21 protein-coding genes and 1 tRNA gene are annotated in these 21344 nt (G+C 68.6%); 14 read left to right on the top strand and 8 right to left on the bottom strand.

Features of this window, described 5'->3' with window-relative positions; all coding sequences use genetic code 11:
- Window positions 1-62 precede the first annotated feature (62 nt).
- Window positions 63-1448 (bottom strand): sigma-54-dependent transcriptional regulator family protein, encoded by a 1386-nt coding sequence (locus JD292_RS00160; RefSeq protein ID WP_200130724.1) that lies wholly within the window; start codon window positions 1446-1448, stop codon window positions 63-65.
- Between the two features lie 81 nt (window positions 1449-1529).
- Window positions 1530-2636 carry a fatty acid desaturase family protein gene (locus tag JD292_RS00165; protein WP_200130725.1) on the bottom strand — a complete coding sequence of 369 codons (1107 nt, stop codon included), beginning with the start codon at window positions 2634-2636 and terminating at the stop codon, window positions 1530-1532.
- Window positions 2637-2812: 176 nt separating this feature from the next.
- Between JD292_RS00165 and JD292_RS00170 the strand changes: the two genes are divergently transcribed.
- On the top strand, window positions 2813-3670 hold the full coding sequence (locus tag JD292_RS00170; RefSeq protein ID WP_200130726.1) for an endo alpha-1,4 polygalactosaminidase: 858 nt from the start codon (window positions 2813-2815) through the stop codon (window positions 3668-3670).
- 225 nt (window positions 3671-3895) lie between these two features.
- Window positions 3896-4162 (top strand): GlsB/YeaQ/YmgE family stress response membrane protein, encoded by a 267-nt coding sequence (locus JD292_RS00175; RefSeq protein WP_200130727.1) that lies wholly within the window; start codon window positions 3896-3898, stop codon window positions 4160-4162.
- A gap of 89 nt (window positions 4163-4251) precedes the next feature.
- Here JD292_RS00175 and JD292_RS00180 read toward each other — a convergent pair whose 3' ends face one another.
- Both JD292_RS00180 and JD292_RS00185 read right to left on the bottom strand, forming a co-directional pair.
- Window positions 4252-4425, bottom strand: coding sequence for a CsbD family protein (locus tag JD292_RS00180; RefSeq protein WP_200130728.1), 174 nt, complete (start codon window positions 4423-4425; stop codon window positions 4252-4254).
- 489 nt (window positions 4426-4914) lie between these two features.
- Window positions 4915-4987: transfer RNA gene (locus JD292_RS00185), tRNA-Arg, on the bottom strand.
- Between the two features lie 245 nt (window positions 4988-5232).
- Between JD292_RS00185 and JD292_RS00190 the strand changes: the two genes are divergently transcribed.
- Entirely contained in the window at window positions 5233-5499 is a 267-nt protein-coding gene (locus JD292_RS00190; protein WP_200130729.1) for a GlsB/YeaQ/YmgE family stress response membrane protein, read from the top strand.
- Window positions 5500-5617: 118 nt separating this feature from the next.
- On the opposite strand, the gene JD292_RS00195 is transcribed toward JD292_RS00190, so the two are convergent.
- Entirely contained in the window at window positions 5618-5788 is a 171-nt protein-coding gene (locus JD292_RS00195; RefSeq protein WP_200130730.1) for a CsbD family protein, read from the bottom strand.
- Between the two features lie 134 nt (window positions 5789-5922).
- On the bottom strand, window positions 5923-6501 hold the full coding sequence (locus JD292_RS00200; protein ID WP_200130731.1) for a hypothetical protein: 579 nt from the start codon (window positions 6499-6501) through the stop codon (window positions 5923-5925).
- Window positions 6502-6535: 34 nt separating this feature from the next.
- On the opposite strand from JD292_RS00200, the gene JD292_RS00205 reads away from it, so the two are divergent.
- From JD292_RS00205 to JD292_RS00240, 8 genes are all read left to right on the top strand, one after another.
- Window positions 6536-7426, top strand: a complete 891-nt coding sequence (locus JD292_RS00205; RefSeq protein ID WP_369411090.1) for an EamA family transporter — start codon at window positions 6536-6538, stop codon at window positions 7424-7426.
- A 4-nt stretch (window positions 7427-7430) separates the two neighbouring features.
- On the top strand, window positions 7431-8159 hold the full coding sequence (locus JD292_RS00210; protein ID WP_200130732.1) for a CYTH domain-containing protein: 729 nt from the start codon (window positions 7431-7433) through the stop codon (window positions 8157-8159).
- Entirely contained in the window at window positions 8156-8374 is a 219-nt protein-coding gene (locus tag JD292_RS00215; protein WP_200130733.1) for an HPP family protein, read from the top strand. Before JD292_RS00210 ends, JD292_RS00215 begins: the two co-directional genes overlap by 4 nt.
- A 797-nt stretch (window positions 8375-9171) precedes the next feature.
- Complete coding sequence (locus JD292_RS00220; protein ID WP_200130734.1) at window positions 9172-10593, top strand: NAD(P)/FAD-dependent oxidoreductase; 1422 nt, start codon at window positions 9172-9174, stop codon at window positions 10591-10593.
- On the top strand, window positions 10590-10964 hold the full coding sequence (locus tag JD292_RS00225; RefSeq protein WP_200130735.1) for a cupin domain-containing protein: 375 nt from the start codon (window positions 10590-10592) through the stop codon (window positions 10962-10964). The genes JD292_RS00220 and JD292_RS00225 overlap by 4 nt, the downstream gene beginning before the upstream one ends.
- A 484-nt stretch (window positions 10965-11448) precedes the next feature.
- Entirely contained in the window at window positions 11449-12843 is a 1395-nt protein-coding gene (locus JD292_RS00230) for a uracil-xanthine permease family protein (protein WP_200130736.1), read from the top strand.
- A gap of 305 nt (window positions 12844-13148) precedes the next feature.
- Window positions 13149-16808, top strand: coding sequence for an AAA family ATPase (locus tag JD292_RS00235; RefSeq protein ID WP_439649256.1), 3660 nt, complete (start codon window positions 13149-13151; stop codon window positions 16806-16808).
- The gene (locus tag JD292_RS00240; RefSeq protein WP_200130948.1) at window positions 16805-17026 is read left to right on the top strand and encodes a hypothetical protein; all 222 of its coding nucleotides are present in this window, start codon (window positions 16805-16807) and stop codon (window positions 17024-17026) included. Before JD292_RS00235 ends, JD292_RS00240 begins: the two co-directional genes overlap by 4 nt.
- Before the next feature lie 26 nt (window positions 17027-17052).
- Here the strand turns inward: JD292_RS00240 and JD292_RS00245 are convergent, their stop codons facing one another.
- Window positions 17053-17385 carry an FmdB family zinc ribbon protein gene (locus tag JD292_RS00245; protein WP_200130737.1) on the bottom strand — a complete coding sequence of 111 codons (333 nt, stop codon included), beginning with the start codon at window positions 17383-17385 and terminating at the stop codon, window positions 17053-17055.
- A gap of 10 nt (window positions 17386-17395) precedes the next feature.
- Window positions 17396-17989: a 5-formyltetrahydrofolate cyclo-ligase gene (locus tag JD292_RS00250; protein ID WP_200130738.1), complete on the bottom strand. Its 594-nt coding sequence runs from the start codon at window positions 17987-17989 to the stop codon at window positions 17396-17398.
- An 84-nt stretch (window positions 17990-18073) separates the two neighbouring features.
- On the opposite strand from JD292_RS00250, the gene galU reads away from it, so the two are divergent.
- From galU to JD292_RS00265, 3 genes are all read left to right on the top strand, one after another.
- On the top strand, window positions 18074-19000 hold the full coding sequence (gene galU, locus JD292_RS00255; RefSeq protein ID WP_200130739.1) for a UTP--glucose-1-phosphate uridylyltransferase GalU: 927 nt from the start codon (window positions 18074-18076) through the stop codon (window positions 18998-19000).
- A gap of 5 nt (window positions 19001-19005) precedes the next feature.
- Window positions 19006-19626, top strand: a complete 621-nt coding sequence (locus JD292_RS00260) for a GNAT family N-acetyltransferase (protein WP_200130740.1) — start codon at window positions 19006-19008, stop codon at window positions 19624-19626.
- A 190-nt stretch (window positions 19627-19816) separates the two neighbouring features.
- Window positions 19817-21259 (top strand): InlB B-repeat-containing protein, encoded by a 1443-nt coding sequence (locus JD292_RS00265; protein ID WP_200130741.1) that lies wholly within the window; start codon window positions 19817-19819, stop codon window positions 21257-21259.
- Window positions 21260-21344 lie beyond the last annotated feature (85 nt).

Consider the following 21344-nt stretch of genomic DNA (forward strand, 5'->3'; position numbering starts at 1 on the left):
TTGCACCGGCCCGTCTCGCACGCGGCGGAAGCGCCGAAGTCCTGATCCGGGCGCTGATCGCGTCAGTGGGTGATGGGACCCGCCGGATCATCGACGCGCGCGATGGCCTCGAGCTTCGCCACCACCCGCGCCCGCTTGGGCGAGAGGGCGGGGAGCGTCTGCAGCAGCGTCTCCCAGACCTGGGCGTCGTCGGCGGCCCACCGGTTCGCGTACTCGAACAGCACCTCCGGTGCCGCGGACTGCAGCATGGCCTCCCGCAGCGTCGCGTCAACCTCGTGCCGCAGATCCTCCGCGGCCGGCGAGAGGGAGGTCGGCAGCGCGGCGCCCTCGTAGGCGGCGAGCGCGACCCGGTGTGCGCCCCTGCCGAGCGCCTCCATGACGTCGGTGGCGTCGCTGCGGAGCGGGCCGGAGAGTCGGTAGGGGCGCGAGCGCAGTTCGAGACCGGTGCCGCTCTGCGCGAGCCACCGGCGCAGCCGCACGAGTTCGGGGCGGAGCGTGAGTTCTGAGGCGTCCGCCCCATACACGCGGTCCGCGAGCGCTGCGGCGTTCACCCCGTTGGGTGACGCGGCCAGGGCGAGCAGGATCTCGGCGTGCCGACCGGACACCGGCAGCGGCCCCCGGTCGGTTTCCAGCTGCGCCGTTTCGCGGCCGAGCACGAGGAGGCGGGGTGCCGCGATCCTCGGGGAACGATGCTCGGCGGTCGCGGCCGACGGCGCGCCGCCGCCCGATCGCGCACCGGCGATCTGGCCGCGCAGCGCCTCGAGCTTCAGCTCGGCCTCGACCGCGGCGAGTGTCGCCTCGACGAGCGGAAGGATGTGCGGGGACGCGGCGCCGTCGTCGCCCGTCACGTCGATGACGCCGATGATCGCCCCGGTGAGCGGGTCGTGCACGGGCGCCGCCGTGCAGCTCCAGTGGTGGACGGCCCGGTTGTAGTGCTCCGCGCCGAGGACCTGGATCGAGTGATCGAGCGACAGCGCCGCACCCGGAGCGGAGGTGCCAACGGATTCCTCCGACCAGTCCGTGCCGACCGCGAAACCGATGTCCTCCGCCTTCCCGCGGAGACGCCGATCCCCGTCGATCCAGAGCAGCCTGCCGGTCGCGTCCCCGATCGCGACCAGGAAACCGGACTCGCTCGCCTCCTCGAGCAGGAGCCGATTCACGACGGGAAGCATGCGCACGATCGGGTGGATGCGCTGCAGCTCGGCGAGCTCGTCGTCGGAGAGCGCGAGCCCGCCGGGAGGCGCGTCCGGGCTCACCGTCCGGTGGCGCGACCGCAGCCACGAGTCGAGCACGACCTCGCGGAGCGCGCTCCGCGTCGCGAAATCGCGGCGCAGCTCAGGATCGCGTGACAGGGTCTCGTCGTCGAGAAATCGCTCGTGCGCGCGCTCCAGGAGTACCTTGCGTTCGCGCGCGGATTCGCCGCGACGCAGCGCCCGCCACTCGGTCATCGCACCGCACCCATCGCCTCTGATCTGGTGCCTCGAGGGTACCCTGCCGCGCTGAGGAGGGATAGGGCGGCCGCGGATCGGTCAGCGCGCCCGACCGTACTGCGCGGAGACCGGGCAGTCGAAGGGATCCCTGGCCGCGAGGCCCACGCGGTTGAGGTAGTCGATCACGATCGCGTAGGAGCGGATGAGCGAGGTCTCGGTGTATGGCACATTGAGGGTGGCGCAGTGCTCGCGGACGATCTCCCGCGCACGCGAAAGATACGGGCGGGCCATGCTCGGGAAAAGATGGTGCTCCACCTGATAATTCAGGCCGCCCATCAGGATCGTCGCCCACCAGCCCCCGCGAATGTTGCGCGACGTGCGCACCTGCTTGGTGAAGAAATCGAGCCTCGCGTCGTGGGCGATCACGGGCATTCCCTTGTGATTCGGGGCGAACGACGCGCCCATGTAGACGCCGAACACTGCTAGCTGCACTCCCAGGAACGCGAACGCCATGCCGAGCGGCAGGAACAGAAAGACCGGAGTGAGCAGCACCGCGAATCGCGCCGTGATGATCCCGAGCTCCGTCCAGCGGCCCTTCACTGGGCCTCGCCCGAACAGGTGGGTGAAGCTGTGGAGATGCAGGTTCAGGCCCTCGAGGGTGAGGAGCGGGAAGAACAGCCAGCCCTGACGGCGAGTGATCGCCCGGCGGAGTCCGCGAGCCTCCGCGGCATCCTCCTCGAGGAAGGAGATCGTGTCGACCTCAATGTCGGGATCCTTGCCCACGCGGTTCGGATTCGAGTGGTGCCGGGAGTGCTTCGAGTCCCACCAGGAGTAACTCATGCCGATCGCGCCCGCCAGGAACCGGGCGAGTCGATCGTTCGCTGGCCCCCTGCTGAGGATCTGACGGTGCGCGGCCTCGTGGGCGAGGAACGCGATCTGGGTGAAGATCAGGCCGAGGGCCGCGGCGATGAGGAGCTGGAACCAGCTGTCGCCCAGAAGGATGAACCCGGTGACCGCGCCGCCGAGCGCGACCGCGATCGCCGCCCCCGTTCCGGCGTAGAACCAGGGCGCGCGACGCAGCAGCCCGGATTCGCGCACCGTCTCGGACACCCGGGTGTACGCCTTCGCGATCGGCGGGAAGTCACCGGCGCGGGCGCGGGTCGGTCGGAGTGGCCCCAGGCCGCTCAGAGTATGGGTCGATGTCATGTTCGGCACCTGCTCACGTTGTGAACCGTCGGAGCGGTCCATGAAGCCAAGGGCGGTTGCCGTTCGCTTCCCTCACGGTATCGGAGGGGACATACCGCTTCCTGTACCCGTGTCGGTCCAGCGCGGGGTTGGCTGGTTCGGCGAGCGGTCGAAAGCGCTCGTTTACAGTGGGAACCATGAACCTGCTGACCCGGGCTTTTCGCCGCCTCGCCTGGATCGGGGTGGTCGTCCTGCTCGCTGTCGGGGTCTCCGGGTGCGCGACTCCCTCGGTGCCGCAGGCGGGCACGGAGCACGGAGGCGGGGCTCCGCATTCTTGGGAAGCGTTTCCCGAGAACGCCCGTTTCGATTATCAGCTCGGCGGGGCGTACGTGCCGCCCTCGGGGACAGCGGTGGTGGTGCGCGACCGCGGCGCGAAGCCCGAGCCGGGGCTCTACTCAGTCTGTTACATCAATGCCTTCCAGACGCAGCCGGGTGAGCAGGCCAAGTGGCCCGCCGCCTTGCTCCTGCGCGACGCGAAGGGGGTCGTCGCCGATCCGGACTGGCCGGACGAGGTCCTCCTCGACACTTCTACGCCCGAGAAGCGGGAGCGGATCGTCGACCGGGTCGGGGAATGGATCCGGGGATGCGCGTCCGGGGGGTTCCAAGCGGTCGAATTCGACAACCTTGACAGCTTCGTCCGTTCGGGCGGCCGACTGAGCTTCACGAACAACCTCCTCGCGGCGAAAGAACTCGCGAGCACGGCGCATCAAGCCGGTCTCGCCGCGGGTCAGAAGAATGCTGCGGAACACACAAGTGAACTCCGCGAGGTTGCGGGCTTCGACTTCGCGGTATCTGAGGAGTGCGCCGCGTTCGACGAGTGCGGGAGCTACACAAGCGTCTATGGGGGCGCCGTGATCGACATTGAATACGCGGATGCGCTTCCCCGAAGCTTTGAGGTCATGTGCTCCGACCCTGAATCGCCAGCGTCAATGATACTTCGGGACCGGAAGCTCCTGACCTCTGGGGATCCCTCGCACCTGTACCGGCGGTGCTGACCCTTTTTGCTGGGTGGCGCTGACCCGTGGTGGCGGTCATGCCGTCGCCGTCGACGACACGGGAGGCGCTGAGAATCATACGAATGAGCGGCTTCGGGGCAGCCCGGGCCCATTTCTTCGTTTTGGCTACAAATGTGACACTTCACAGCAAATATTGACATAGTGCACAGCAAACGAAACACTTAGCGGGCCCCTATAGGTAAAGACAAGAAAGCGGTACTGAATATGGGATTCCTTGCATTTCTTCTTCTTGGCCTGATTGCTGGTGCAATTGCGAAGGCCATTCTTCCCGGTAAGCAGGGTGGCGGCTGGATCGCAACCCTGCTTCTCGGAGTGGTCGGCGCGATGCTCGGCGGTTGGCTCGGATCGGTGCTCTTCGGAGCGAATCTGCAGGACTTCTGGTCGCTGCAGACCTGGGCGCTCGCCATTGGCGGCGCGATCGTCGTGCTCCTCATCTGGGGCCTGATCACCGGCCGCAAGCGCGACGCGTAACCGTCCGCGGTGCAGTCCACGCTCAATAGCGACGGACGCAGAAAGGGAGGAGAGGCAAATAGCCTCTCCTCCCTTTCTGTTTGGGTTCGTTACTTCTTGAACGAGTCCTTTACGTCTTCAACGCCCTGGCGGGCTGCGCCCTTAGCCTGATCGAGCTTGCCCTCGGCCTCGAGCTTCTCATTGTCGGTCGCCTTGCCGACGCCCTCCTTGACCTTGCCGGTCGCCTTCTCGGCCGCGGCCTTCATCTTGTCTCCAGCGCTCACGACAACTCCTCTGTTAGCTGGAGTCTCCCACTCAGGCTGAGCGGAAGATCTCCTGCCCCAAACCTATTGAGTTTTCAGGTTTCCCACCAGCCCTAATGAGAAAGCGCATCGCGTTCTCACAGGTTAGGGGTGCGGCGGACCCATCGCGTTCCGTTGGGAGGTGTTAGCGCGGAAGGAGCTGGAGAGGCCGCCGCACGCCGTAATCGCCTCATTAGGCATGCTCGCCGTTGTTGCGCGTGGTGCGCCCTCCCGGTCCGGTGCGGACGAGCGGCCGGGGCGCGGGCGGCGTATGCCGTCCGTTGCAGGTTCGTGGGTGGGCCTCGACGGGGGTGCGACGTGCGGAGCGCGGAGTGCCCTGGAGAGGAATCGAACCCGTCTGGCAGCCTGGGGCAACGCATCGCGTTGCGGGGCCGGGCGCGGGCGGCGTATGCCGTCCGTTGCAGGTTCGTGGGTGGGCCTCGACGGGGGTGCGACGTGCGGAGCGCGGAGTGCCCTGGAGAGGAATCGAACCTCCGACACCTTCTTTAGGAGAGAAGTGCTCTATCCACTGAGCTACCAAGGCGGGGGCCGGGTCTCCCGCGGCCTTTGGAATTCTAGCAGTGTGCTGGACGTCGAGGCTGCGGTCCGATCCGCCTCGGCTGTTCGCGCGGATCTTGGCGCGGGCCGGCGGCCTGCCTCGCTCCGCCCGCTGATCGGGGAAGATAGACACCTGTCGGTAATGCCGTCGAAACGTTGACCTGGACCGTGCGAGGGGAGAAGACTCGGCAGTGTCCACCCATTCACATCTTCAGAAAAGAGGCGATTGACATGGGTTTTTTGGCTTTTCTTCTCCTCGGGCTCATTGCGGGAGCGATCGCGAAGGCGATTCTCCCGGGGAAGCAGGGAGGCGGCTGGTTCGTGACTCTGCTCCTGGGAGTGGTCGGCGCGATGCTCGGCGGTTGGCTCGGATCGGTGCTCTTCGGGGCGAACCTGCAGGACTTCTGGTCACTGCAGACCTGGGCGCTCGCGATCGGTGGCGCGATCGTCGTGCTCCTCATCTGGGGCCTGTTCGCAGGCAAGAAGCGTGATGCCTAGCTGATCGGGAGTCCGCGACGCGGGGCTCCGCCTGCGCGGCGGCCCCGCCCAGCGGGCGCAGAAACGACTGCGGGGACGAAGCCAGTGGCCTCGTCCCCGCAGTCGTTTGTTTCAGGACCTACTTGAATGTGTCCTTCACGTTCTCAGCGGCGTCGCGCACGGCGCCCTTCGCCTGCTCGGCCTTACCCTCGGCCTCGAGGCGCTCGTTGTCGGTCGCCTTGCCAACGGTCTCCTTGACCTTGCCGGAGGCCTTCTCGGCTGCGGCCTTCATCTTGTCTGCTGCGCTCATCCTGTGTCCTTCCGGTTCAGCGGGTATCAGGCGCCGGATAATGACGCCTGATCAGCAGATTACTCCCTCGATCTTGGCGGAAGCTTGGCGCTTCCGCGGGGGTTGGGAGAAAAGAAAAGCGAGGCAGGAGCGCGTTAGCTTCCGGCCCCGTGAGTGGGGTCGGTCAGGAGTCCGACGCGTTCGCGGAGGTACGCAGCGAGCGGCTGCGCCCCTTCGAGCGGCGCGCCAGCGCGCCAGCGGATCCTGATCTCGCCGTCCCGATAGCCGATCGGGAGTTCGTCTTCGGGGGAGCGCGGCTCCGCAATCGCCGCCGTCAGCGGGAGCGGGACCGCGTCGTAGTTGACGGTGGTGCCCACGGGGTATCCGCCGCGGAGCGCTGCGGCGGCGATCTCGCGGCGCTCCTCGCGCGACGTCGACTGGTAGCCGGGTCGACCGCGCTCCGCGGAGCGGGTGGTGTGCCCGTGCGTAGAAAGGTCTCCGTCCGTGGAGAGCAACACGGTGCCCAATCGCCACGCCTCGCCCGCGGGCCGCATCGTGGCCTTCCTCGTGACGAACAGGATCGTGCGCGGAGGCACATACTCGGCGAGCGCGTCGGGCTCGATGCCAGCGGACGCCAAACGTGCGGCGGCCTCGGCGCAGGCCGCCCGTGCGCGCTCCAGGGCGCCGGCGAGCGCGGGGTCCGTGCCGCCCGCAGAGACTTCGACGGGGGTCATCACGCCAGTGTAGCCACGGGGCTAGAGTGAGGCCGTGACCGGCTTCCCTCCCGCGCCGACCGACCGCGCGAACACACTGCGTGCCGTGCTGTTCGTGCTGTGCGGCTCGCTGGGGATGCAGTTCTCGGCCGTGATCGCGATCAGCCTGTTCGACGACCTCGGCGTGCTCGGCACGAGCGCCACACGCATGGCGATCGCCGCGCTCCTGCTCCTCGCGATTTTCCGGCCCCGGCTCCGCGGGCGAACGAGGGCCGAGTGGCTCGGGATCGTGCTCTACGGTGTGGCGATGGCCGCGATGAACGCGTTCCTGTTCCTCGCGTTCGACCGTCTGCCGCTCGGGATCACGACCACGATCGACTTCCTCGGCCCGTGCGTCGTCGCGCTGCTCGCGTCGCGGGGAATCCGGGAGGTGCTGCTGGCGCTCGCCGCATTCGCCGGCGTGGCGCTGATCGCCGGACTCGGCGGACCGTTCGACCCGCTGGGTCTCTGCTTCGCCGCGCTCGCCGGCGTGGCGTTTGGCCTTTACACCTTCCTGGCGCCCCGGATCGGGAAGTCGAGCGGCGGGCTGCAAAGCCTGTCGCTCTCGGTGGCGGTCGCCGCGATCCTGACCCTCCCCTTCTCCGCACCCGCCGCGCACCTGATCCGGATCGAGCATGCGCTGCCACTCGTCGCCTCGGCGCTGCTGGGCACCGCGCTCGCGTTCACGCTCGACACGCTCGCGGGGCGGCTGACCTCGGCCCGCGTCCTCGGCGTGCTGTTCGCGTTCGATCCCGTCGTCGGTTCGATCCTCGGGGCCGTCATCCTGGGGCAGATGCTCTCGCCGATGGCGGTGATCGGCATGTGCATCGTCATCGCGGCGGGCGCGGGGATCGTCTGGTTCGCGGGAGGAAAAACGGAGCAGAGTGGCCCACCGCCCGTATCCTGATCGGGTGACTGAGAATCAGGGTGTCGAGTCCATTGAGATCGAGCGCAAGTACGACGTGCTGCCTGGCGTGAGCCTTCCCCCGGCTCCGGTGTTCGCGGAAGCGGGCCTCGAGGCCTCCCAGCCCGTCGAATACCACCTGATCGCGAAGTACTTCGATACCCCGGATCGCGCGCTCGCGCGCCTCGGGATCGCCGTGCGCTCGCGGGCAGGAGGCAAGGACGCCGGCTGGCACCTGAAGCGCAAGGGCGACGGCGGCAACCGGGAGATCGGCTGGCCCGAGAGCGCTGAGATGCCGGCCGCCCTCGTGGCGCAGATCCGGGAGCTGATCGGGCAGGAAGCCGCCTCCCGGCTGCGCCCGATCGCCGAGCTGCGCACGCGACGCATCGTCGTCGTGCTGAGCGCGCCAGGGGCCGGCGGCGTCGTGGAGCTCGCCGACGACGAGATCCGCGCCTTCGACCGGCAGGCGCCAGACCCCGCAGGCGAGATCCGGCGAGCCTGGCACGAGTGGGAATCGGAGATCATCAACGACGCCGATCCGACCTGGCTGGACCGGGTCGAGCCCGTGCTCCTGGGCGGCGGCGGCGCACCGTCCCCGAGCAGCGCGAAGATCGCGCGCGCGACCGGGCAGCTTGCGGCCGTCGCCCGCAGCAAGGGCGCCGACGCCTCGGTGATCGAGATGCTCGAGGCGATCGACCTCGCCGACCAGGCGGCCGCGCGTAGGCTGGACGCATGAGCAAGAACACCCGCGGCGGACAGGGCAGAAACGGCGACAACAAGCAGAACGAGCCGACCCCGGAGGCGCGGCGCAAGCAGATGATCGTCGCGCTGATCATCGGTGCCGTCATGGGGATCATCCTGAGCGTGCTCACGCAGTTCTGGCTGTGGCTTCCCGCGGGGCTCGCAATGGGCCTCGCGACCGGTGCAATCATGAAGCCGCCGGCGGAGTAGCCGCGGCGGTCGCGCGCTCGCGCGCGGAGGCGCGGGTGGGCGGCGTACGGATCGGTGCCGGGCCGCACCCCGGCGCCGATCCGGAACCCGGGGTGCGACCCGGCCCCGCTCCGATTCGGAACCCGGAACCCGGGTCCCACCCCGGCCACCGGTTCATAAACAGAGCGATGTGCGTTAGATAAGTCGAGAATCGCGAATACGGACTTATTAATCGCACATTGCTCTGTTTGTGCACGCCCTTTCCGGGCACGCTGCTTGCGCGCCTCCTCCGCGTGTTTTTTTCGACTGGATAGGGCACGGCATGCGCGCCCGCTCCGGGCGATGGGGCCAACTCGGGGCTGAGGTGCGGGCTGGGGGGGGCGATCCGGTACCGATGTGCGGGCCGGGAGCGATCCGGTACCGAAGTGCGGGCCGGGGGCGATCCGCAACCGGGGTGCGGCCCGGCGCCGATCCGGAACCGGGGCGCGGCCCGGGGCGATCCGGCACGGGAGTGAGGCCACCGGTTCATAAACAGAGCAATGTGCGTTAGATAAGTCGAAAATCGCGAATATGGGCTTATCAAACGCACATCGCTCTGTTTGTGCACGCCATTCCGAGCGCTGTGCACGCCCTTCCGCGCGTTGTGTATGCCCTTCCGCGCGCCCGGTCCGCGCGCCAACGGCGCACCGCACGGGCGCGGTTCAGCGCAGAAGGGCCGCAATCACCCCAAAGTCAATGCCATTGACAGTGTCATTGACATCCCCAGTATCGTATGTCACACTCGTCCTGGAACGAAGGGCCACGAGGACGAGGACCACATGCACCCCACCATTTTCGAAACGAACAAGCCGGCGGCTCGAATCATCGACGAGTCGCTTGCGGACACCAAGCTCGGCTGCTTCTGGATCGAGGACATCGCCGATACCGCGGCGAAGTATCCAACTCTGAACGGGGATTTGCGCGTTGACGACGCCGTCGTCGGCGGCGGATACGCGGGCCTCTGGACCGCGATCAAGCTGAAGGAGGAGCACCCGGAGCGCTCGGTCGCACTCATCGAGGCGAAGCGGATCGGCTGGGCCGCATCGGGCCGCAACGGCGGATTCTGCGAGGGCAGCATCACGCACGGCGAGCCCAACGCGGAGGCCCGCTGGCCCGATCAGACGGGCACGCTGCGCCGGATCGGCGACGAGAACCTCGACGCGATGGAGCGCTTCATCACCGAGAACAACATCGACTGCGACTTCGAGCGGAACGGCGCGCTGTCGGTCGCGAACGAGCCGTACCAGCTCGAGTGGGTCGGCGAGAGCGAGGATCCGCACACGGAAACCCTCGATCAGGAAGCCACCCGCAAGCGGATTAACTCGCCGACGTTCCTGGGCGCGGACTTCAACGCGCGCGAGAACGCGAACCTGCATCCGGCGAAGCTCGCGGCGGAGCTCGCGCGGCACGCCGCGGAGATCGGCGTCGAGATCTACGAGCACAGCCCGGTGAAGAACCTCGAGGGCAGCACGGACGGGCCGATCCGGCTCGAGACGGATCGCGGAACGGTGACGGCGGATCGCGCGGCGCTGTGCACGAACGTCTTCCCGTCGCTGCTGAAGCGCTACCGCTTCCACACCGTGCCGGTGTACGACTACGTGCTCATGACGGAGCCGCTGACTGATGAGCAGCTCGCCTCGATCGGCTGGGAGGGCCGCGAGGGTCTCGCCGACATGGCGAACCAGTTCCACTACTCGCGCCTCACTGCGGACAACCGGATCCTGTGGGGCGGCTACGACGCGGTCTACCACGCTGGCGGCCGCATCAGGGAGGAGTACGAAGATCGCATGGAGAGCCATCGCCGGCTCGCGAGCCACTTCTTCACGACGTTCCCGCAGCTCGCGGGCCTGAAGTTCTCGCATCGCTGGGCGGGCGTGATCGACACGAGCACCCGGTTCTGCGCGTTCTTCGGGCAGGCGCACGGCGGCCGCGTGCAGTATGTCGCGGGTTTCACGGGCCTCGGCGTCGGGGCGACCCACTTCGCGGCTGACGTGCTCGTCGACCGGCTCGAGGGCAGGGTCACGGAGCGTACCGAGCTCGAGATGGTCAAGGAGGTGCCGCTGCCGTTCCCGCCGGAGCCCGCGGCATCGATCGGGATCAACCTCACCCGCTGGGCGCTCGACCGAGCCGATCACAACGGCGGAAAGCGCAACATTTTGCTTCGCACGCTCGACGCCCTCGGGCTAGGGTTTGACTCATGAGCGCAGAAATCGCAGGTGAGCTGCTCCCCAGTGGAATGAATCAGCACGTCGGCGGAAGCGAGCTCGAGCTTCCGCTCGAGGCGGTCCCGTTCGATGAGACGGTGTCGGGCAAGCCGCTGCAGGCGTTCGTGCCGCTCGGCACGATCGGCGACGTCGAGACCGGGATCTGGGAGCTGCGCGGCGGCACGGTGACCGACACGGAGGTCGATGAGATCTTCGTGGTGATCGAGGGCAGCGCGATCATTGACTTCGTTGACGAGGATCGCCGCATGGAGGTCGGCGTGGGCGATGTGGTGCGGCTCGTCGCCGGATCCCGCACGCGCTGGAACGTGCAGGACCGGATCCGCAAGGTCTACATCACCCCGGCCTGACCCGAGGAAAACTCCTGCTGAGGCGGGGAGTGCGCTGGCGCGTGCTCCCCGCCTTTCGCGTGTGGGAGGGAACCGGGCGTCTGGAGGGGGTGGGAGTGCCGCCGTTTGGTGGGGAGCGGTGCTGCTTGGCGCGGAGCGCTGCCGTTGGTGGGAAGCGCTGCTGCTTGGCGCGGAGCGCTGCCGTTGGTGGGAAGCGCTGCTGCTTGGCGCGGAGCGCTGCCGTTTGGCGCGGAGCGCTGCCGCTTGGTGGGGAGCGCCGCCGATTGGCACGGAGCGCTGCCGTTTGGTGGGGAGCGCCGCCGTTTGGCGGGGGCCGCCGCCGATTGTCGTCCACAGGGAGGGCGACAGGCGCCGGAGCGCCCAGGTCCACGTCTCTCCGAGAAAAACGCTTCCTGGGAGTCCGCTGGGCACTAAGATCGAACATTGGCCGCGCGCCCGATGGGGTGGACGCGAGGCGAGCACACACCCCTGGAGGAGAGATCCGATGGCCCTGAGCTGGAAGCTGCACCGAGACGGCAAGCACGTCTCTCCCGACGCGATCGTGCTGCCCGAGGAGCGCCTGAGCTGGCCGCGCACGATCGGCTTCGGCGCCCAGCACGTCGTCGCCATGTTCGGCGCGACGTTCCTCGTTCCCCTGATCACGGGCTTCCCTCCCACTGCGACGCTGTTCTTCTCCGGCCTCGGCACGCTCCTCTTCCTCGTGCTCACTGGCAACCGCCTTCCGAGCTACCTCGGTTCCTCGTTCGCGTTCATCGCGCCGATCATGGCGGCCACCGCGAGCGGCGATGGCGATCTGGGCCGCGCCTCCTTCGGCATCCTGGCGATCGGCGTGCTCATGGCGATCGTCGGCCTGATTGTCTCGCGCTTCGGCACGGGCTGGATCAACGCGCTCATGCCGCCCGTTGTGATGGGCTCGATCGTCGCGCTCATCGGTTTCAACCTCGCGCCGGCGGTGAAGAACAACTGGATCGGCAATCCGGCAGCGAACCCGGGCGTTGATCAGGGGCTGTCCTCGACGATCGCTCTGGTCACCCTGGTCGCGATTCTCCTGATCACCGTCCTGTTCCGGGGCCTGATCGGCCGCCTCTCGATCGTGCTCGGCATGGCCGTCGGATACATCGCCGCGGCGTTCGCCGGCCTCGTGAACTTCGAAGCGGTCCAGCAGGCGGCCTGGGTGGGGCTCCCGGCATTCCACTCGGTCGCCAACCCGTTCGCCGATCCGACGCTGTGGGGCCTGCTGCCCGCGTTCCTGCCCGTCGTGCTGGTGCTCATCGCGGAGAACGTTGGCCACGTGAAGAGCGTCGGCCTCATGGTGAATCGCGACCTCGACGGGGTGACCGGCCGCGCGCTCCTCGCCGACGGACTCTCCACCGTGCTCGCGGGCTTTGGCGGCGGTTCCGGCACCACCACGTACGGCGAGAACATCGGTGTCATGGCAGCGACCCGCGTGTACTCGACTGCGGCGTACTGGGTCGCGGGCGTGATCGCGATCCTGCTCAGCTTCTCCCCGAAGGTCGGCGCGGTGATCTTCTCGGTGCCCGCCGCCGTGCTGGGCGGGGTGACCGTCGCGCTGTACGGCCTGATCGGCCTCATCGGCGTCAAGATCTGGATCGACAACAAGGTCGACTTCTCGAAGCCCATCAACCAGTTCTCGGCGGCGGTCCCGCTCATCGTTGGCATCGCCGATTTCACGGTGCAGTACGGTTCGGTCGTGTTCAACGGCATCGCGCTCGGCACGATCGCCGCGATCGGCGTCTACCACCTCATGCGCGCGCTGTCGAAGCTGCGTGGCGGCGAGATGCAGGTCGCCGATCCGGTGGTGACGGGCGGTGCGGACGCCGCGGATACCGAGCCGCAACGGGAAGCCCCGCGCGCCTGATCCCGGCCGCTGTTTTGCGGCGGGGCCGGGGATCCCGCTGAGAATCGCCGCACGGATTCCGGCGGATCCTCGGCCCCGCCACGTATGGTGGCGGTGTGTGGAGTGTAGATCGACGGCGGCGACCCGAAAAAGGTCGCGGCGCCCAGCGTGCGGAGGCGACGACCGCCCCCGGCGCGAACCCGGGTGCGGCCCAGTCCGACCCCGGTGAGCGGTCGATCCCGAACGACGCGGCAGGCCCGCGAAATGATCTCACGCGGAGTGAGGGCGCGCTCGCGAAGGCGCCCTCGGTGAGAGACGAGGTGAAGATGACCGAGGCCGACATGGCGGCCCAGCTCGCCGGACCCGTGACGCTGGTGGACAACTACGCTGACGAGCACGCCGACTGGATGCGTGAGCTCGCCGGGATCGGCGGGCGCAACCCGCTGCTCCACTTCGACGACCGCTCTCCCAACCGGATCGAGCTCTCGACCACGCACCCCGGCGGTCTCCCGCAGTTCATCACCGGGAACAAGATCCTGCTCTCGGCCCTGATCCGTGATGATCTGGCGCTGCGCCACGCGCGCGCGGCTGCCTCCCGCGTCACGGACAAGGCGATCGAGATGCGCGCGGTCCGCGGCCTCGAGACCGTGAACCTGGGCGTCGGCATCGCCAAGTGGACCTTCGAGGGTGAGGAGTTCTGCGCGCCCGTGCTGCTTCGCCCGCTCGCGATCCGCCGCTACGGCCGTGATTTCGAGCTGAAGCTCAAGCGTTTCCCCGTGGTGAACTCGGAGCTGATCCGTGTGCTGCGCGAGCAGTTCGGGATCACGCTCGACGCGCGGTCCCTCATCGAGCTCTCGCAGTCCGAGGGCGTGTTCAAGCCGCAGCCCGTGATCGACCGTCTGCGCCAGATGGTCGCCGGGGTGCCGGAGTTCATGGTGCAGCCGCGCCTCGTGGTCTCCTCGTTCCACAACGTCTCGCAGGGCATGGTCGCCGATGCGAAGAATCTTGACGTTCCGATCCTCGCCGCGATCTGCGGAAACGAGCCCGCGAAGAAGGCGCTCGAGAAGGCGTACCGCCCGGTCAGCCCGACGCGCCCCGACGATCGCGCCCCCGACACCGACCGCTGCCTGTACGACGCCGACGCCGAGCAGGACGATGTCCTCGCGCAGATCGACGCCGGGCACTCGCTCGTCGTCCACACGCTCCCCGGGACGGGCGGCACGCAGACGGTCGTGAACTCGATCGGCAACCTGGTGCGCGCCGGCAAGAAGGTGCTCGTCGTGTCGCCGCGCCGCGCGACCCTGGACGGGATCACCCACCGGCTCACGCGCGCTGGCCTCCCCGGGCTCGCCGTGAACCCGCGGAAGCTGCGCCGCAACCTGGTCGAGTCGATCAGCCGCAACGAGAATGCTCGCCCCGAACAGCTGCGGGACGTGGACGAGGCCCTGATCCGCCTGCGCGGCGTGCTGCTCGACTATCAGAAGGCGCTGTCGGAGCCGGACGCCCGCTTCGGCGTCTCGCCGCTCGATGCGCTGCGGCGCCTGACGGTGCTGTCGCTCGGCGACCGCCCGCCCACGACCACGGTCCGCCTCGACGATCAGGCACTGGGGCAGCTCACTCTCGACCGCTCGGCGGTCGCGGAGTCGCTCACCGACGTTGCCCGTCTCGGACAGTTCCAGTACGGCCCAGAGGATTCTCCCTGGTACGGGGTCGATTTCTCGACGACGGAGGAGGCGCGCACCGCGTACGGCCTCGCGGTCGATCTCGCGGAGTCGCAGCTCCCGCGTCTGATCTCGATGGCGAACGAGGTCGTCTCGCAGACGTCGATGCGACCGTACGAGACGATCGCCGAGCTCGGCGTCTACCTGCGGCTGCTCATGGGCATCCGGGAGACGCTCGATCGCTTCACCCCGCAGGTGTACGATCGCTCGCTCACGGAGGTCATCGCGGCGCACGCTCCGCGCGGTGGCGAGGACATGTCCGCCTCGAACAAGCGTCGCCTGCGGAAGCTGGCCCGCGAGTACGTACGGCCTGGCGTGCACATCAGCGACATGTATTCGCGCCTCGTGCAGATCCAGCAGCAGCGCGTGCTCTGGCAGCGGTACACGACGGTCGCCGGCGCGCGGCCCGAGGTGCCCGTCGGCATCGCGGACGTTGTGGTCGCGTATCAATCCGCCTATCAGGACCTTGATGAGCTCGATCGGGTGATCGGGACGGTCGGTGATCAGGATCGGATGAAGAACCTGTCGCTCGCGGGCCTCGCCGCCCGGATCTCGGATCTCGCCCGCGAGTCCGAGGTGCTGCAGAACATTCAGGAGCGCACGACGATCGTTGAGCGCATGCGAGCGGCCCATCTGGAGCCGCTGCTCGACGATCTTTCGGCGCGACACGTGCCGGCGGAGGACGTGGCCAACGAGCTCGAGCTCGCCTGGTGGCAGTCCGCGCTCGAGCGCATGCTCCAGACGAACCCGGCGTTGCTGAGCGCCAACACGAGCGTGATCGAGCGTCTCGAGGCGGACTTCCGGCTTGTTGACGACGCCCACTCGGGCGCGAACGGTGCCCTGCTCGCGGCGAAGCTTGCCGACGCCTGGCGCGTCGCCGTCCTCGACCACAAACACGAGGCGCTTGCGATGCGTGACGCCCTCCGCAGCGGATACGCGAACGCGGGCATCCTCGCGCAGCGCGCCCCGTCGCTGCTGGGCACGCTCGCCCCGGTGTGGACGATGTCGCCGTACGAGGTCGCGCAGCTGCCCGATTCGATGCGGTTCGACGCGGTCCTCCTCGTCGACGCAGGAGCCACGACGCTCGTCGAGAACATCGGCGCGATCAGGCGCGCTCCCCAGGTGGTCGCGTTCGGTGACACCATGACGCAGACCCCGTCCCGGTTCGAGATCTCCGTCGGCGCCCCCGCGCCGGAGGGGGAGGACGCCGACGCGCTGCACGCGCGCTCCGCGTTCGCCGAGCTGAGCTCGGTGCTCCCCACTCTCACGCTGACGCGCAGCTATCGCGCGGGCGGCGAGGATCTCACGCAGCTCGTGAACGGCCGCTTCTACGACGGCGCAATCCAGACGCTCCCGTGGGCGGGCAGCTTCCTCGGACACTCGAGCCTCACCTACGAGTTCGTGCGCGGCGGCCAGGGCCTGCCCGATCAGCAGACGGGCGCCGTGGAGAGCACGGACGCCGAGGTCGAGCGCGTTGTGCAGCTCGTGCTGGAGCACGCGAGCGAGCGCTCCGGTGAATCGCTCATGGTGATCACGGCGAGTGAGCGCCACGCGGTGCGGGTGTACCAGGCGGTGCTGCACGCGTTCTCGAAACTGCCCGAGTATCGGGACTTCCTGCTCGGCGAGCGTGCGGAACCGTTCGCGGTGCTCACGCTGGAGCAGGCGACGGCCCAGAGCCGTGACCGGGTGATCTTCTCGATCGGCTACGGTCGCACCCCGCACGGGCGCGTGCTGTCGAACTTCGGCGGTCTCGGCCGGCCGGGCGGCGAGCGGCTGCTCGCGGTCGCGATGACCCGCGCCCGCCGAGCGATGACGATCGTCAGCTGCTTCAAGCCGCAGGATCTCGACACCGCGCGGATCAAGCACGGCGTGATCGGGCTTTCGGAGCTGCTCGCGCACGAGCATCCCGAGCCCGTTGCGCCCTCGCTTCCCGCCGAGCGGGATCCGATGCTCGGCGAGCTCGCGGATCGGCTCGGCGAGCTCGGCCTCACGGTCGAGATCGACTACCGCGACGCGATCCCGCTGGCGGCGCGCCTGGGCGACAAGGCGATTGCGATCGACATCGATCTCGGTGCGAGCGACGGCGGGGACAGCCTGCGCGACACGCTGCGCCTGCGCCCGGCCGTGCTGCGTCGTCTCGGCTGGCACTACCACCGGGTGCAGAGCTTCGACCTGTTCGCGAACCCGGACGAGGTGGCGCTGCGGATCGCGCGCATCGTGGGCTATGACGAGGACGAGCGCGCGGAGGACGCGGCTCGGGCATGACCGAGCCGTCCGATGCGACCTCCCGGGGTCGACGCGTGTCCCGGCGCGCTCAGCGGCCAGCCGCGGAGGGCGTCGATCCCCGTCCCTCGGAGCACCGGCTGACCGCGCGCGCGGCCGAGGACCGTCCGGAGGGCTGGGGCGAGAAACCGGCGCCTGGCGGCTCGGACCGGGGCAACGACGATCGCCTCAAGCGCGATCGACCGCCGCACTGGGGGTAGCGAGACCGCTCACGCGAGCCGGGAGCTCAGGACTTCGGGGAGCCGCCCGAGTTTCCGCCGGAACCGGATCCGCCGGATCCTGATCCGCTTGAGGTCGAGGCGCCGGATCCCGAACCCGAGCCGCCGCTGGACCCGGAACCCGATCCCGATCCTGATCCCGATCCCGATCCTGATCCCGATCCGGCGCGCGAATCGGTGCGGTAGAAACCCGAGCCGTTGAAGGTCACACCGAGCGAGCCGAAGACCTTGCGCAGCGTGCCCCCGCACTCGGGGCAGACCGTGAGCGCGTCATCGGAGAACGACTGGTAGATATCGAAGGCGTGTCCGCAGTCGGCGCAGCGGTAGGCGTAAGTAGGCATCGGGTCGATGTTACCCGGAGGCGCGAGGGAACTCGCGGATCCCGCTCGGGGTGACCGCGCCCGTGATCGGGACATCGTGTGCTTCGGCGGGGAGTCGCGGATACACCTCGTCATCGTGCACGACCGCGAACACGGGGGTCTCGGGCGGGACGAGCGCGAGCGCGCGGTCGTAATAGCCGAGGCCCCAGCCGAGCCGGACGCCCCGCTCGTCGACGGCGCACGCGGGGACCAGGACGAGATCGACCGTGCCGATCGCCCCGGGCGGCAGTCGTTCGCCCAGCGGTTCCGGGATACCGTGCAGACCGGGTGCCCCCGCCTCCGCGCTCGCGCGGACCCAGGACAGCGTGCGGTCAGGGTGCGACACGGGCAGCAGGACCTCGTGCCCCCGCGATACGGCGAGCGCGGTGAACGCACCCACATCCGGTTCGCCCGCCACCGGGGAGTAGGCGGCGATGCGGCGCGCGCCGAGCCGCCCGGCGAGGCCGATCAGCAGTTCCGAAAGGGCAGCTGACGCGGCGGCGCGCTGCTCGGGATCGCGCCGTCTCCTGCGCCCGCGCACGGCGGCCCGCACCTCGGACTTGTCGGGAACCGTACCGTGGGACATGAGGCCAGCCTAGGACGATCGGGGCACGCGCATTCCCCTGCGTTGCCGCAGGTTGACAGCGGGTTTCGCAGTAGTGTTGATCCTATGACGGAAAATCAGCGAACTGGCGGCACGGTTACGAAGGCGGTCATCCCCGCCGCGGGTCTCGGAACCCGATTCCTGCCGGCGACGAAGGCGATGCCGAAGGAAATGCTGCCGATCGTGGACAAGCCCGCGATCCACTACGTGGTCGAGGAGGCCGCGACCGCCGGTCTTGACGACGTGCTCATCATCACGGGTCGCAACAAGGACAACCTGATCAACCACTTCGACAGCGTCCCCGAGCTCGAGTACACGCTCGAGCGCAAGGGCGACGAGGGGAAGCTCGGGAAGGTGCACGAGGCGAGCGACCTCGGCGAGATCCACTTCCTGCGCCAGGGCCAGCCGCTCGGTCTGGGCCACGCCGTTGGGCGCGCGCGCCGTCACGTCGGCGACGAGTCCTTCGCCGTGCTCCTCGGCGACGACCTTATCGACGCCCGCGATCCGCTGCTCGAGCGCATGGTTTCCGAGCACGATTCCCGCGGTGCGACCGTCATCGCCCTGATGGAGGTCCCCGAGGAATCGATCCACCTGTACGGCTGCGCAGCGGTCGAGGCGACCGACGATCCCGAGGTGGTGAAGATCACGGGCCTCGTCGAGAAGCCCGCCCCCTCGGAGGCGCCCTCGAACCTGGCAGTGATCGGGCGTTATGTGCTTCGCCCCGAGATTTTCGACATCATCGATGATCTCGAGCCCGGCCGCGGCGGCGAGATCCAGCTCACCGACGCCCTCAACTACCTCGCCGAGGGCAAGGGCGAGGGGCCGGTCTACGGCGTGATCTTCCGCGGCCGCCGCTACGACACCGGCGATCGGGCGGACTGGATCAAGGCGAATGTGCTGCTCGGCGTCGATCACGAGGAGCTCGGCGAGGAGATCACCGACTGGGTGCTCGGCTTCGCCGATCGACTGCGCGCGGCCCGCTCCGAGGGCTAGTTCCGATGCCGCTCGGCTCCGAGATCCCCGATCCGGGCACGCTCCAGGCCGGGCGGGTCGGCATCCGCGTCGTGCGACGCGGCGACGCCGACATCATGCGCACCCTGCTCGTGGCGAACCGCCGCTGGCTCGAGCACTGGGAGGCGACGCACCCCTCCGGGCGTGGCGTCGTCCCCGGCTCGGTGTCGATGCGGCCCACGATCCGGGTCATGCGCAAGCAATTGGCCGCCGGGACCGGGATCCCGTACGTGGTGCTCTACGACGACGTGGTCGTGGGGCAGCTCAGCGTTTCGGAGATCAGCGGGGGAGCGCTGCAGGACGCACAGATCGGCTACTGGGTGTCGGAGGAGGTCGCGGGACGCGGCATCGTCCCGCTCGCGGTCGCGCTCGCGATCGATCACCTGTTCTTCACGCTCGGGTTGCACCGGGTGGAGATCTGCATCCGTCCGGAGAACGGGCCATCACTGCGCGTGGTCGAGAAGCTCGGCCTCCGATACGAGGGGCGTCGCGACGCCTACATCCACATCGATGGCGCCTGGCGGGATCACGACTGCTTCGCCATTACCCGCGAGGAAATTCCGGGCGGGCTTGTGCACCGGTTGAATTCACCCGCTTCGTCGGCGTAGATCGTCGGTTTCTCGCGCTTTTGAGGCGCCATTTCGACTGAGTTTGCTTTTCGTTGCGTTTCGGGTCACAATCTCAAAGCATCGAAAAGTCTTTGTCTAACCTATGAGCCTCACATGATGAGTTTCTGGCTTGTTGATGAAGCGAAGTCGCGATGCGTCTTCTGCACGCCTCCTGGGGGGAACTCAACACATGAATCACAGCACCGTTTCGGGCGCGAAGTCGCGCCGATCCGGCAGGATCTCGCGCTTCGCGCGCGCGGCGCTCGCCATCGCGCTCGCGATCGGTGGCGCCGGCATCGCCGTCGCGGGCACCTCGTCTGCGGCGCAGGCGGCGCCCGGCGATCCGAACCTGCCCTACAACATCACGTTCGTCTGGAAGCTCGGCCCCGGCGCCAGCGCGGACAACCCGTTCGCCTCGCCGCAGACGCTCGTCACCTCCGGCTCCGATGCGAACAATCCGAACTTCATGCCGGCGTTCGACTACGAGTGCGGGTTCACCTACCAGATGGATCGCTACCGGATCGAGACCGCTGAGGACCAGGCGCTCGTCGACGAGTACCGCACCAGCAAGACCCTCACCAAGGCCACCGACGTGCGGGTCGGAATGCAGTGGGAGGCGCTGTACCGGGCCCAGTTCGATACGCGGTACTTCTCCTTCGACGAGACGCACCAGACCTGCGGCGCGAAGCCGGTCGCTCCCGCCGTCACCCAGGCCGTCTGCACCGCCCCGGGCCAGTCCACGCTCCCCACGGTGACCCCCGCGAAGACCGAGGGCATCGACTACGCAGTCACCGGTGACGTCGTCGCCGGCGGCACCGTCACCGTGACCGCGACCCCGCAGGCGAACTACACGCTCGAGGACGCGGACGGCTGGACCAAGAACTCCGACGGAACCGCCACCCAGACGATCACCCTCGACAAGGTCGACTGCACCGAGAACGCTGTTCCGGTCGTCCCCGAGGTGACCCAGGCCGAGTGCGCCGCGCCCGGCCAATCGACGACGCCCACGGTCAAGGTCCCCTCGACCCCCGGCATCGACTACGAGATCGACGGCACCCCGGCCGCAGGCGGCACGACCGTCGAGGTGAAGACCGGCAGCACGATCACGGTGACCGCGACCGCGAAGGACGGCTACCGCCTCGGCGACGCACCCGGCTGGACCCGCACCGCGACGGGCGCCACCACGACCGTGAAGACCACGACCCCGGACTGCAACGAGGCCGTGACCCCGGTGCTTCCGAAGGTCACGGGCGCTGAGTGCGTGCCCGGCGGCGACATCAAGGCTCCGACCGTCACCCTCGTGAAGACCACGGGGATCACCTACACCCTGAACGGCACGCCCAAGGCCGGGGGACAGGTGACCATCACCGCGGCACCCGAGAAGGGCTACACGCTCGGAAACGCCGAGAAGTTCGAGCCGCAGGCCGACGGCACCGCTGTCGCCACCGTGTCGTTCGGAACCCCGCAGTGCGCGCAGACCCCGCCGGCCAAGCCGAGCACGCCCACGGGCAAGGGTGAGCTCGCGGTGACCGGTGCGAACGACTTCGGCCCCGCCGGGATCGGGGCGATCGCCCTGCTCGTTGGCGGCGCCGCAGCGATCGCGCTCTCCCGCCGCAAGGCCGTGAAGGCCTAACGCGCGAGCTCGGCCGAGCCATTCGGCCCTGATCGGCCCCGGATCTCAGGATCCGGGGCCGATCTCATTTCCGAGCCCGGCGCGC

Source organism: Leucobacter edaphi, assembly GCF_016522535.1.
Lineage (GTDB): Bacteria > Actinomycetota > Actinomycetes > Actinomycetales > Microbacteriaceae > Leucobacter > Leucobacter edaphi.